We start from the raw sequence: 11,879 nt of genomic DNA on the forward strand, positions 1-11,879 counted from the left end.
CCCGGAGACGCCCGACGCGACGCATGACAGACCAATCCGATCCGCTTCTCACGCTGCCGGAGTCGCTCCGCGACGCGTTCAAAGAGCCGCTGGGTCCGGTGACGACCGACGCCGAAGCGCTGCTCGCTGACGTCGACGAGACTCGCGAGCGACACGGCTCGCCGGACGAGGGCCCGGCGCGACTGATCGCGGTCGGCGACGTGGTCACCTACCACCTCCGCGAGGCCGGTCGCGCGCCGGACGTGGCGCTCGTCGACGGGAAGACGGAGCGGGAGGCGGTCCGCGACGAGATCGAGGCGGTGCTCGCGGCCACCGAAGAGCGACGCATGACGGTTGAAAACCCCGCTGCGGCGCTGTCGGCGGCGCTGCTCGACGCCCTGGCCGTGGCGCTCGCGGCCGACGAGCCGGTGACGATCGAGGTGACCGGCGAGGAGGACCTCGCGGCGCTGCCGGCGATGCTCGCGGCGCCGCTCGGGTCGACCGTCGTCTACGGCCAGCCCGGCGAGGGGATGGTGGGCGTCGCCATCACGCCGGAGAGCCGGCGGCGGGCGCGCGAGCTGTTCGAGGGGCTGACCGGCGACACCGCGGCCGCGTACGACGTTCTCGGCGTCGACCCGGACGGGATCGGCGGACGCGAGTCGAACTGACGGTCGGTTGACCGGCGGACGCCTACTCGCGGTCGACGACGACCGTCGCCGCGAGGACGGCGACGCCGACCGGCAGCGCGACCGCGGTCACCGAAACTGGAGTGACGGGGAGCCCCGACAGCGGGAGGTACGGCTCGATGCCGTTCCGGTGGAGGCGCTCGACCGCCTCCACTCCCCAGTGTCCGCTCGCGAGCAGCGCGAGGCCGACACCGACGCCGAGGCCGCCGGTGACGAATCCGACGCCCGTGAGCGCGTCCTCGACCGCAAGGAACGTCCAGACGCTGTCCCCGCTCGGTTCGGGGCGCCGTGCGAGGCGGCGCCGGAGCTCGACGAGGCCGAGTCCGGCCCCGCCGGCCGCGAGCGTGCCGACCAGCACCACCGCCGCGACGCCGAGCGGAGTCGCGAGCGGCGGGCCGGAGAAGCTCTCCTCTCGGACGGCGGGCGGCAGCGTCGCGACGATCGGGGCCGTGAGCGACCCAGAGAGTGCCAGCGCGCCGCAGATGCGCGCCTTCCGTATCGGCGACAGCGGGACGACGACGTTCGCCGCTCGGACGAGCTCGTACCGCGAGCGGTCGGTCGGGTCGGATCGGCGGTCGTCGGACATCCGCGTGGTAACAAGACTCACGCACCGGAGAACTGAAACCCTGACGCCGAGCGGGGCGCTCGGTCGACGGTCGGTGGGCGGTTCGGCGGCGACACCCCCGCTTCGAAATCCTTTTACAGCTTTCGAGGGGATATACGCCCAACTGAACCATGGACGTCGATATCATCTCCGAGGAGGAGAACCCGATGCTGCACCGCACGGACATCCGTTTCGAGACGACTCACGAAGAGGCCACCCCCTCGCGACTGTCGGTCCGCGACTCGCTCGCGGCCAAGCTCGATAAGGACTCCGAGGAGGTCGTCGTTCACGAACTCGACACGAAGTTCGGCATGCGCAAGACGGTCGGCTACGCGAAGGTGTACGACTCCGCGGCCGACGCGCTGGAGGTCGAGCAGGACCACATGCTCGAACGCAACAAGATCGGCGGCGAAGAGGCGGACGCCGAGGAAGCGTAACCCCGCCGGATGCGAGTTCTCGGCATCGAGGGTACCGCGTGGTGCGCCAGCGCCGCGCTGTACGACGCCGAGACCGACTCAGTTCTCATCGAATCCGACCCCTACGAGCCGGACAGCGGCGGCATTCACCCGCGCGAGGCCGCCGAACACATGTCCGAGGCGGTCCCGACGGTCGTCGACGAAGTGTTGACCGCGGCCGAAGCGGAGTACGGCCCGGACGCGATAGACGCCGTCGCCTTCTCTCGCGGCCCGGGGCTCGGTCCCTGCCTCCGGATCGTCGGGACCGCGGCGCGGTCGCTCGCCGGGACCCTCGGCGTCCCCCTCGTCGGCGTCAACCACATGGTGGCGCACCTAGAGATCGGTCGCCACCGCTCCGGGTTCGACAACCCCGTCTGTTTGAACGCCTCGGGGGCGAACGCCCACCTGCTCGGCTACCACGATGGACGGTACCGGGTCCTCGGGGAGACGATGGACGCCGGCGTCGGCAACGCAATCGACAAGTTCACGCGCCACGTCGGGTGGAGCCACCCCGGCGGGCCGAAGGTGGAGGCGGCGGCCGCGGAGTTCGCAGCCACCGCGAGCGGATCTGAGACGGGGGAGCCCGAGGGCGGCGCGGAGACGAGACCGCTCGCCGACGCCGAACTCTTGGATCTCCCGTACGTGGTCAAGGGGATGGACTTCTCGTTTTCCGGGATCAGCTCGGCCGCCAACGACGCCGCGGACGACGGCGTTCCGGTCGAGGAGATCTGCTTTTCGCTTCAGGAGCACGTGTTCGCGATGCTGACGGAGGTGTCGGAGCGCGCGCTGTCGCTGACGGGGGCCGACGAGCTCGTGTTGGGCGGCGGCGTCGCGCAGAACGACCGACTCCGCGAGATGCTGGCGGCGATGTGCGAGGCCCGCGGCGCCGACTTCCACGCCTCGGAGCCGCGGTTCCTCCGCGACAACGCCGGGATGATCGCCGTGCTGGGCGCGAAGATGGCCGCGGCGGGAGACACCGTCGCGATCCCGGAGTCCGCGGTCGACCCGAACTTCCGTCCGGACCAAGTGCCGGTGACGTGGCGAGGCGGCGAGTCGGTCGCGCGGCCGACCGAGGGAGGGACGGCCGCGGACGGAACGACCGGACGCGACCCGGACGCGGCCCGCCGCGGCGCGGAGGCGACCGTCACGGTCGTCGGGGCCGAGGGGGACCGCCGCGTGGTCAAGCGGCGCGTCGAGAAGTCGTACCGCCACCCGGAGTTGGACGAGGCGCTCCGGCGCGACCGGACGGTCGCGGAGGCGCGCCTGACGAGCGAGGCGCGGCGCGCGGGGGTCCCGACGCCGCTCGTGTACGACGTCGACCTCGCGGCCGCGACGCTGACCCTCCAACACGTCGGCGAGTGCGACCTCGCGGCCGCCCTCGACGAGCGGGCGACCGAGGCGGTCGGTCGCGACCTCGCCCGGCTTCACGGCGCCGGGATGGTCCACGGCGACCCGACGACGCGGAACGTGCGGGTGTCGGGCGGCGGTGTCGCGGCTCGATCGGAGAGCGGGGAGTCCGACCCGGGCCCCGAGACGTACCTCATCGACTTCGGGCTCGGCTACCACACCGGTCACGTCGAGGACCACGCGATGGACCTCCACGTGTTCGAGGGGTCGATCCGGGCGACCGCGACCGACCCCGACCCGCTGATCGCGGCGTTCGAGGCCGGATACGAGGCAGTCGGGGACGACGAGGTCCTCGACCGGCTTCGGGACGTGGCGGGCCGCGGCCGCTATCGGTAGCCGGGCCGGTCCCGCGGCTCGCGGCCGGGCTCGACACGTAGCCGACGAGCGACGTCGCAACGATTTATGGTCCCGGCCGATAGAGTAGACGACATGGCAGACAAACCGTCGTCGGGAGAGATTCTCGGAATCCCGTACAACTTCGAACGTCCGAGCCTCGGGCGGCTGCTTTCGTCGTACTGGCAGCCCGGGAAGGGGATGCTCGTCGAGAAGCCGTTCGGCATCGGGTACACGCTGAACCTCGCCAACTGGCGGTCGTGGATCGTCCTCGCGGTCGCCGGCGGGCTCTACTACCAGCAACAGCAGTCCGCCGGAAGCGCTCCGTCCGGCGGTTCTGACGAGGACGCCGCCGAAGACGACGGCCCCGTCGAAGTGATCGTCGACGACGACTGACGAGAACTGACGGCGACCGCGGCGGCGAGCGTTCGACGAACCGACCGTGGGTCACGGCGTCGCACGCGCCAATTTTCGTCGCTGATTCCGTGTCGGGTTCTTTTAAATATGAGGAGCGAGAAGAGAGAATAATGAAGGTACAGTTCGAGTGCTCGTGTTCGGAGGAGATCTCCGAGTTCACCCGCGGCGAGGCGAGCCGCGGGGTCCACGTCGAATGCGGGAACTGCGGCGCGGTGTACGCCGTGACGATCACCGAACTGGAGTAGCCGGCCGCGACGCCGACTCGAACCGAATCCGGACCGTGGTGCCGTCGTCGGTCGCGTCGAACTGGACGGTCCCTCCCTGCGTCTCGCACATCCACTTGACGAGCCACAGCCCGATGCTGCTCGCGTGCGAGAGGGGCGTCTCCTCTTCGGCCTGTAACACCGCGCGTTCGTCGGGCGGAATGCCGGGGCCGTTGTCGGTGACCTCCAGAGCGGTGGTCGTTCCGTTCTCGCGGATCGTCGCCGCCACGCGCCGAGTCTCCCCGTCGTTGTGGGTGACCGCGTTCTCGAACACCTCGCGGATCGGGAACGCGACCGAGTCGTCGGCACGGATCCACGCCTCGGCGGGGGCCTCGACGGTGACCGCGGTGCCGTCGGCGTCGACGCCGTCGACGGCCTGGTGAACCGCGTCGACGAGGTCCACGCGGCCGTCCGGCGGCTCGGGCGACGCGTCCTCGATCACCCTGAGCTTCTCGCTGATCTCGACGACGTCGTCGGTCGTCTGTCGGATCGTCTCCAGGCACTCCCGGCTCCGCTCGTCGTCGATCCGGTCGGCCAAGAGGTCGGTGTACCCCTGGATCACGTTGAGGTCGTTTCGCACGTTGTGACGGAATACGCGGCTCAAAACCTGTAGCTGCTGATTGGACGTTTCGAGGTCCCGCCGGGCGGCCTCCGCCCGGCTGCGGTGGTGAGTGACCGCACCGTAGAGGATCCCGCCGGAGCCGGCGACCAACAGCCAGTCCCCGGCGAGGCGCCACGGCGTCCATCCGGCCGCGGTCCCGTTCGCCGACGCGGCCGCGAGGTCGATAGCGACCGCGGACACGGCTCCGAGAAGCAGGTACGTCACCGTAATAGCGGCCGCCGACCGTCCGTAGAGTAGTTCCGAGAAAGATTTCATTTATATTGAGTTAACACCAAACGAATTTTCTCCGCACGGAACACCTCGACGGCCGACGGCTTAAGCTTTGACCGCCGAGGGCCGGGACGGGCGCATCGGGACGGTTACCACGAGGCGCAGTCGGCACAGACGAAGACGTCCTCCTCGCGCCACCGACGCTGGACTCGCTCGCCGCAGCGGTCGCAGTCGGCGCCGTCCGTGTGCCACGTCGAGGTGGCGACCGCGGGGGTGACGTCGTCCGCGTCGGTGAGGGCGTTCGCGTCAGCGGCGTCCCGTTCCGATTCAGCTGGGTCGCTTTCCGCGTCGTCCCCGCCGGCCTCCGCGGTCTCACCGCCCGCGGGGGCGGCCTCGGCGAAGTCGTCGAGTGAGCGGTCCTCGGGCATCTACGCCTCCCGGCGGAGCCGATTGACGACGTAGTCGCGCTCCAGTTCTCCGAGGAACTCCCCGAGGCGCGGCCCCTGCGTGTCGTCAAAGAAGAGGCGGTAGCCCGCCGCGAAGAAGTCGCTCACCTCGACGTCGTGGTCGCGGGCGGTCTCGTACATCGCCCCCTGAATCTCCTCGCCGTCGTGGCCGTCGGCGACGAAGTCGGCGAGGTCGTCGAGCGCGGTCGCGACGTCGTCGTCGAACTCGACGTCCGGGAGGTCGGTCTGAAGGCGGTAATCGTACTCGTTGCCGGTCCGCTCGGCCCAGTTCCGCGCCTGCTCCACGCGGGCGAGCGCGGCGTCGACCGCGTCGGGGTCGGCGTCGTCGGGGATGTGTCCCTCGTCGCGGGCGAGGCGCTCGCGGAGCTCGGGGTCGTCGACCATGCCGAGGACCGCCGCGAACGTGTACGGCAGTCGGATCGGTTTCTCCGTCGGCGGGTCGTCCGCGCGGCCGACGACGAACGGGTAGGCGCGCTCGGCGAAGGCGGTCAGGTCCGGGTCGTCGACCTCGCCGAAGTACGCGCGCTCGAACCGGTCGAAGCGGTCGACGAGCTGGTCGAGCCGCTCGACGTCGAGGTCGCGGGCCTTCTTCGGGTGGAGCGCGAAGAAGTAGCGCAACACCTCGGGTTCGAGCAGCTCCAACAGCTCCTGGACGGTGACGACGTTCCCTTCGGAGGAGGAGAACGCCTCGCCGTTGAGCGTGAACCACTCGTACACCATCGGGACGGGCGGCTCCTCGCCGAAGACGTTCCGGGCGACGTCGACGCCCGAGGGCCACGACCCCTCGGCGTGGTCCTTCCCGAACGGCTCGAAGTCGACGCCGAGGACGCCCCACTGGGCCGGCCACTCCAGCCGCCACGGGAGCTTCCCCTCGCGGAACGTCGCGGTGCCCTCGTGACCGCACCCCTCGATGGTGTTGCCGCCGGCGTCCATGTCGGTACAGACGTAGTCGACGGTCTCGCGATCGAGGTCGATCGCCGTCACCGTCTCCGTCACCTTCCCGCACGCCTCGCAGACGGGGTTGAAGGGGACGTACTCGTCGTCAATTTTGTCCTGATACGGCGAGAGCACCTCGCGGACGCGCTCGACGTCGCCGAGGACCGTTCGGAGCGCGTCGTCGAAGGCGCCGTCGGCGTACAGCTCGGTGTTCGACAGCATCTCGACGGGGACGTCCAGCCGGTCGGCGTCGGCCTTCAGCAGCCCCGCGAAGTGGGCGGCGTACGACTCGGCCTCGCCGAACGGGTCGGGGATCGCGGTGTACGGCTTCCCGAGGTTGCGGCCGAGCGCGCCGGCGTCGACCTCGCCGAGGCCGACGATCTCGCCGTCCGCGTTCGCCAGCTTGCGCGGGACCTTCCGCAGCGGGTCCTTGTCGTCGGAGGTGAACACCTGCCGGACCTCGTGGCCGCGGTCGCGTAACACCTCGGCGACGAAGTAGCCGCGCATGATCTCGTTGAAGTTCCCGAGGTGCGCGACGCCGGACGGCGAGACGCCGCCCTTGATCACGATCGGCTCGTCGGGGTCGCGCGCCTCGATCTCGTCGGCGACGACGTCGGCCCAGAAGGCGCGGAACGTCTCGGCGGGCCCCTCCGCCGCGCCCTCGACGTCGTCGCCCCCGGCGTCGTCGGCCGCGCCCTCGCCGAGCGCGGTCTGCTCGGAGAGGATGTGCGGGGAGTCGTCGGGTGCGGCGGTCGCGGCGTCGGCCGCCTCGTCTCCGGTCGCGGGCTCGTCGGCAGCGTCGTCCGCGCTCATCGCTCCTCCGTCCAGTAGCTCGGCGCCTCGCCGTCGACGGGAACGACGTCGGTCCCCGTGTGGTCGCCGCGCAACACGGCGTCGACGACGGCGGTCGGATCGGTCCCGTCGAGGACGATCGACCGGATACCGGCACGGTCGATCAGCTTCGCGGCGAGCAGGTCGACGGGCGCGGACGCGCCCGCGTCGCGGCTCATCGGGAGGACGATATCGACGAGTTCGGCCGGCGACAGCGACGTGAACTGGGTCGCGTCGGGGTCGGCGTTGGGGTCGGCGTCGTACACGCCGTCGGCGCTCGTGGCGTACACGAGCAGGTCGGCGTCGACAGACTCGGCGAACGCGGCGGCGACCGCGTCGGTCGTCTGTCCCGGCGTCACCCCGCCCATCACCGCGACCTCATCGCGGCGGAGCGCCGCCGCCGCCTCCTCGGTGTCGGTAGCGGGCGCGAGGCTCGCGCGATCGCCGAGCGCGGCGATCAGCAGCCGGGCGTTGAGCCGGGTCGTCCCGATGCCGAGCCGGTCGAGTTCGACCTCGTTGGCGCCGATCTCTCTGGCCGTCTCGATGTACTCCCGGGCGACGCCGCCGCCGCCGACGACGACCCCGACCTCGCAGCCGTCGGCGGCCAGCCGTTCGATCGCCTCGGCGTACGCGGCCACGCGCGCGGGGTCGAGGTCCGGCGCGAGTACGCTTCCGCCGACAGAAACGACGACTCTCATTGGCGACGAATACCCCTGTCGCGGGCTTAAGGATTGTCAAGCGGGGACGCGCGCGGAACCGTCCCCACCGGAGCTCCCGACCGGTCGGGCGACCGGGAAACGCCTAAGCCGGTCGCGACCCGCTCTCGGGTATGCGACCGATTTCGATCGTCGGCGAGGGGGCCACTGAGCTGGCCCGTCGGCTCGCGGCGCGACTCGACGGCCGAGTCGCCGTCGTCGAGCGCGACGGCGACTCGCTCGACCGAGGCGGCGATGCGAGCGGGGAGCGGCGCGGCGAACCGAGACGGAGCGAGCCGGATCGGACCGGCCCGACCGCCGACGGCGGTGTCGTGAACCCGGCGCAGCGACCCGAGGCGGACACGGATATCGCCTTCGACGCCGACGGGAACTGGGCCGGCCGGGGGAGCGTCGAGGGGTTCAACGACCTCCTCGACGGGCTCGCCCCGGACCACGACTACCTGCTGGCCGTCCGCGAGTCACGGCTGCGCGTGCCCGCGGTCCTCCTCGGTCCGGACCCGGACCCGGAGGGCGTCCCGGGGACCGTCCTCGCGACCGCGACGGGAGCCGACGAGGTCGACCTCGACGGGCTCGTCGCCGACCTCGACGACGCGGAGCCGTGGGTCACACGCGAGACGCTGGTACGCCGCGTCGAGGCGTCGGCAGACGCGGATCGGTCGGGGGCTATCGCCACGTTCACCGGTCGGGTGCGCGCCCGCGACACCCCGGACGACGACCGGACGACGCACCTCGCGTTCGAGAAGTACGAGGGGGTCGCCGAAGCGCGGATGGACGACATCGCCGACGAGCTGACGGACCGAGAGGGCGTCTTCGACGTGCGGATGCACCACCGCACCGGCGTGATCGAGGCGGGCGAGGACATCGTGTTCGTCGTCGTCCTCGCCGGGCATCGTCGCGATGCGTTCCGAACGGTCGAGGACGGGATCGACCGGCTGAAAGACGAGGTGCCGATATTCAAAAAGGAAGCGACGGAGTCGGAGACGTTCTGGGTCCACCGGCGCGACTGAGCGGCGCGGATCGGCCGTGGCGGGCGGGCGATCGGAGGCGGCGGACGGGCGATCGGAGGCGGCGGGCGCCAGCGAGACTGTCCGACGGGCGCCCGCGAGATGACCGCGCGGGACCACGCGGACCGCGCCTGGCGGTCCGAATAGAGCAACGTTTTCCGCTACATGCCCGCCGAACCGGCGGCAAAATGGTTACTCGGTCGCCCGAGTACACGATCCGAAAAACTTCTTCAGAACAGATTATAAAATGTCTAAAGAGATCTGAAACGGTTATGAAGAGTCTGTCAGACACGTTTTAGCGCGTCGGTGGTCCGTGAAACGCTCTGAAAGCCCCTGAACACCGCCCAACGGTGTCTCCTTTATAACACCCTTCGGCAGTAAGCGTGAGGTGTACCATGAGCGCGACTGCGAACCCCTCCACGAACGCGAGCGCGAACGACGACCACAGCAAGGAAGAGCGGCTGAAGCAGTACCTGCTCGACCGCGCCCAAGACGGTGAGATGTACTTCAAAGGGAAGTTCATCTCCGAGGACGTCGACCTCTCGCCGAAGGAGATTGGCGCCCTGATGGTGAAGCTCCGCGACTCCGCGACGGAACTCACCGTCGAGAAGTGGTCGTACACGGGCGCGACGACCTGGCGCGTCGAGCCCGCCTGACGGACTCGCGCCGCCGACCGACGCACACAGCACCGACCCCGACACCCGCCGCCGCACCGACCCCGACACCCGCCGCCGGATCGGACCCGGCGGCTCGGTCCCCGACTCGACGACTTTCGACCGCGTGCGCGTCCGCCGCTCGAACCGAGCGGACGACCAGTTCGCGTTTCCGGTTCCCGTTCCCGCCGACGCGGGGTTTATACTCGCCGACCAGTTACGACGTGACGATGCCAGAACACGAGGACGCGGCGGCGGCCGGCGACGGCGCGCCGCGTCCGGAGCCCCTCCGGACGTTCTTTCGGATCGACGAGGTCCGCCGCGAGGACGGTCGAGTGCGATACCGCGGCGAGTCGTACGTTCCGGAGCGGACGCTGTTGCGGAAGCTGACCCCGCACTTCCGCGAGGCGGGCTACGAGGTCGACGTCGAGGTCGTCGAGGGAGGACACGTCGTCGTCGCGACGCCCTTCGACCGCGGCCGCGACGGCGTTCCGTGGGTGAACGTCGCCATGTTCGCCGCCACGATACTGTCGACGCTGTTCGTCGGCGCGTACGGGTGGTACTACGTCCCGCTCGCGGAGATACAGTCGAACCCCCTGACGCTGCTTCAGGCGTGGCCGTTCACGGCCGCCGTCCTCGGCGTGCTGATGACCCACGAGCTCGGTCACTACGCCGCCGGTCGGTACCACGGTGTCCCCGTCTCGCTGCCGTACGTCATCCCCTTCATCTTCCCGTTCGGCACGCTCGGCGCGGTGATCCGCATCCGCGGCCGGATGCCCTCGCGAAAGGTGCTGTTCGACATCGGCGCGGCCGGACCGATCGCGGGGTTGGTCGCGACGGTCGCCGTGACCGCGATCGGGCTGTCGCTCGACCCGATCCGGGTGCCGGCGGAGCTCGCGAACTCCTCGGGCGCGGTGATCCGATTCAACAACCCGCCACTGCTGGAGTTCATCGCCGGCGCCCTCGGCCAGCCGACGAGCTACGGCGACCCGCGGCTCACCGCCCACCCGGTCGTCATCGGCGGGTGGGTCGGGATGTTCTTCACCCTCCTGAACCTCCTCCCGGTGGGCCAGCTCGACGGCGGCCACATGGTCCGGGCGATGATCGGGTCGCGGCAGGAGACGGTGGCGGCGCTCGTCCCCGGGGCGCTGTTCGGGATCGCCGCCTATCTCTACTTCTGGCGTGGGCTCGGGCTGAACGAGTCGGTCGGCCTGTGGGCGTTCTGGGGCGTGTTCGCGACGGTGATCGCGTTCAACGGCCCGGCGGACCCGACCGACGAGGCGGGGATAGGAGCCTCGCGGCTCGCGGTCGGCGCCGCGACGTTCGCCGTCGGTGCGCTCTGTTTCCTCCTCGTGCCGATCCAGGTCGTCGGCGGGTGAGGCCGCGATGACCGGGCTCGTGTCGCGGCTGTGGACGCGGGTCGAACGGCTCGGCTACCGGAGCCTCTACCGGATCGCCGACCTGACGTACGCGCTCGGCGTCGCGACGCCGAAGCGGACGGTCGCCGGGACCTACTGGAGCTACGAGCCGACGAACCCGCACGGCGACGACCCCGGGCTGGCCGCGCTCGACCGGCTGCCCGACGACGCCGTGGTCCTCGACGTCGGCGCGCACGTCGGCGAACACGCGATCCCGCTGGCGCGCGACACCGACCGGCGCGTGGTCGCGTTCGAGCCCAACGGGGAGAGCGCGGACCGGCTGGCGCGCAACGCCGAGCGGAACGGTCTCGGCGGGCGGGACGGGCCCGGTGGTCGGTACGGACCCGGAGACCCGATCAACCTCCGGCGGGCCGGCGTCGGCGACGCGAACGCGACGCTCACCTTCTACCGGTCGACGTTCTCGAAGTGCTCCGCGTTCGACCGCGAGTCGGCGACCCGGTGGGGGGCGACGGTCGCGGCCGCGGAGTCGGTGCCGGTCCGGCGCCTCGACGACCTCGTCGAAGGGGTCGGGGCGGGGAGTTCGACGGCCGGCGAGGCGGCGGACGCCGACCCCGTCCCGCCGCCGGACGCGATCAAGGTCGACGTCGAGGGACGCGAGGGGGCGGTCCTCCGAGGCGCGGCGGAGACGCTCGCGACCCACCGCCCGCTGCTGGTCGTGGAGGTCCACAAGTCGGGAACGGTAGACGGGGATTCAGGGGACGAGGGCTCGGCCGATAGGGGCTCGACGGGCGGAAGTTCGGCGGACGCCGGCTCCGCCGGCCTCCGCGAGTGGCTGGACGCGCGGGACTACGTCGTCGAAGAAGCGGAGGACGTGTGGATCTGTCGGCCGGCGGGAGAGTCGACCGAACGTCCGTGAC

Annotated in this window: 14 protein-coding genes; 9 read left to right on the forward strand and 5 right to left on the reverse strand. The window is 70.7% G+C overall.

The genetic code is table 11. The annotated features are described in order from the left end of the window. Window positions 1-23 precede the first annotated feature (23 nt). Entirely contained in the window at window positions 24-647 is a 624-nt protein-coding gene (locus EXE46_RS03985; RefSeq protein WP_137687207.1) for a GTP-dependent dephospho-CoA kinase family protein, read from the forward strand. 22 nt (window positions 648-669) lie between these two features. Here EXE46_RS03985 and EXE46_RS03990 read toward each other — a convergent pair whose 3' ends face one another. Continuing rightward, window positions 670-1,251, reverse strand: coding sequence for a hypothetical protein (locus EXE46_RS03990; protein WP_137687208.1), 582 nt, complete (start codon window positions 1,249-1,251; stop codon window positions 670-672). A gap of 149 nt (window positions 1,252-1,400) precedes the next feature. Between EXE46_RS03990 and EXE46_RS03995 the strand changes: the two genes are divergently transcribed. From EXE46_RS03995 to EXE46_RS17585, 4 genes are all read left to right on the forward strand, one after another. Next, window positions 1,401-1,706 (forward strand): 30S ribosomal protein S24e, encoded by a 306-nt coding sequence (locus EXE46_RS03995; RefSeq protein WP_137687209.1) that lies wholly within the window; start codon window positions 1,401-1,403, stop codon window positions 1,704-1,706. A 9-nt stretch (window positions 1,707-1,715) separates the two neighbouring features. Beyond that, window positions 1,716-3,467: a bifunctional N(6)-L-threonylcarbamoyladenine synthase/serine/threonine protein kinase gene (locus EXE46_RS04000; RefSeq protein WP_137687210.1), complete on the forward strand. Its 1,752-nt coding sequence runs from the start codon at window positions 1,716-1,718 to the stop codon at window positions 3,465-3,467. Between the two features lie 93 nt (window positions 3,468-3,560). Further along, complete coding sequence (locus tag EXE46_RS04005) at window positions 3,561-3,860, forward strand: DUF5808 domain-containing protein (RefSeq protein WP_137687211.1); 300 nt, start codon at window positions 3,561-3,563, stop codon at window positions 3,858-3,860. Window positions 3,861-3,991: 131 nt separating this feature from the next. Next, complete coding sequence (locus EXE46_RS17585) at window positions 3,992-4,126, forward strand: hypothetical protein (protein ID WP_017343858.1); 135 nt, start codon at window positions 3,992-3,994, stop codon at window positions 4,124-4,126. Here the strand turns inward: EXE46_RS17585 and EXE46_RS04010 are convergent. The 4 genes from EXE46_RS04010 to pyrH all read right to left on the reverse strand — a co-directional run bounded on the left by EXE46_RS04010 (window position 4,110) and on the right by pyrH (window position 7,908). Then, window positions 4,110-5,021 carry a sensor histidine kinase KdpD gene (locus EXE46_RS04010; RefSeq protein WP_137687212.1) on the reverse strand — a complete coding sequence of 304 codons (912 nt, stop codon included), beginning with the start codon at window positions 5,019-5,021 and terminating at the stop codon, window positions 4,110-4,112. The two genes, EXE46_RS17585 and EXE46_RS04010, sit on opposite strands and share 17 nt — an antisense overlap. Before the next feature lie 104 nt (window positions 5,022-5,125). Beyond that, window positions 5,126-5,404: a hypothetical protein gene (locus EXE46_RS04015; protein ID WP_137687213.1), complete on the reverse strand. Its 279-nt coding sequence runs from the start codon at window positions 5,402-5,404 to the stop codon at window positions 5,126-5,128. Further along, window positions 5,405-7,192: a lysine--tRNA ligase gene (lysS, locus tag EXE46_RS04020; RefSeq protein ID WP_137687214.1), complete on the reverse strand. Its 1,788-nt coding sequence runs from the start codon at window positions 7,190-7,192 to the stop codon at window positions 5,405-5,407. Further along, entirely contained in the window at window positions 7,189-7,908 is a 720-nt protein-coding gene (gene pyrH / locus EXE46_RS04025; protein ID WP_137687215.1) for a UMP kinase, read from the reverse strand. Before pyrH ends, lysS begins: the two co-directional genes overlap by 4 nt. Before the next feature lie 131 nt (window positions 7,909-8,039). Between pyrH and EXE46_RS04030 the strand changes: the two genes are divergently transcribed. From EXE46_RS04030 to EXE46_RS04045, 4 genes are all read left to right on the forward strand, one after another. Next, a complete protein-coding gene (locus EXE46_RS04030) occupies window positions 8,040-8,933 on the forward strand; it encodes a molybdopterin synthase (RefSeq protein ID WP_137687216.1) in 894 nt (297 codons plus the stop codon). A 392-nt stretch (window positions 8,934-9,325) separates the two neighbouring features. After that, window positions 9,326-9,586 (forward strand): hypothetical protein, encoded by a 261-nt coding sequence (locus tag EXE46_RS04035; protein WP_137687217.1) that lies wholly within the window; start codon window positions 9,326-9,328, stop codon window positions 9,584-9,586. 227 nt (window positions 9,587-9,813) lie between these two features. Further along, complete coding sequence (locus tag EXE46_RS04040) at window positions 9,814-10,962, forward strand: site-2 protease family protein (protein ID WP_137687218.1); 1,149 nt, start codon at window positions 9,814-9,816, stop codon at window positions 10,960-10,962. 7 nt (window positions 10,963-10,969) lie between these two features. Then, window positions 10,970-11,878: an FkbM family methyltransferase gene (locus EXE46_RS04045; RefSeq protein WP_137687219.1), complete on the forward strand. Its 909-nt coding sequence runs from the start codon at window positions 10,970-10,972 to the stop codon at window positions 11,876-11,878. Window position 11,879: the final 1 nt, after the last annotated feature.

It is taken from the genome of Halorubrum sp. GN11_10-6_MGM (assembly GCF_005435165.1).
Lineage (GTDB): Archaea > Halobacteriota > Halobacteria > Halobacteriales > Haloferacaceae > Halorubrum.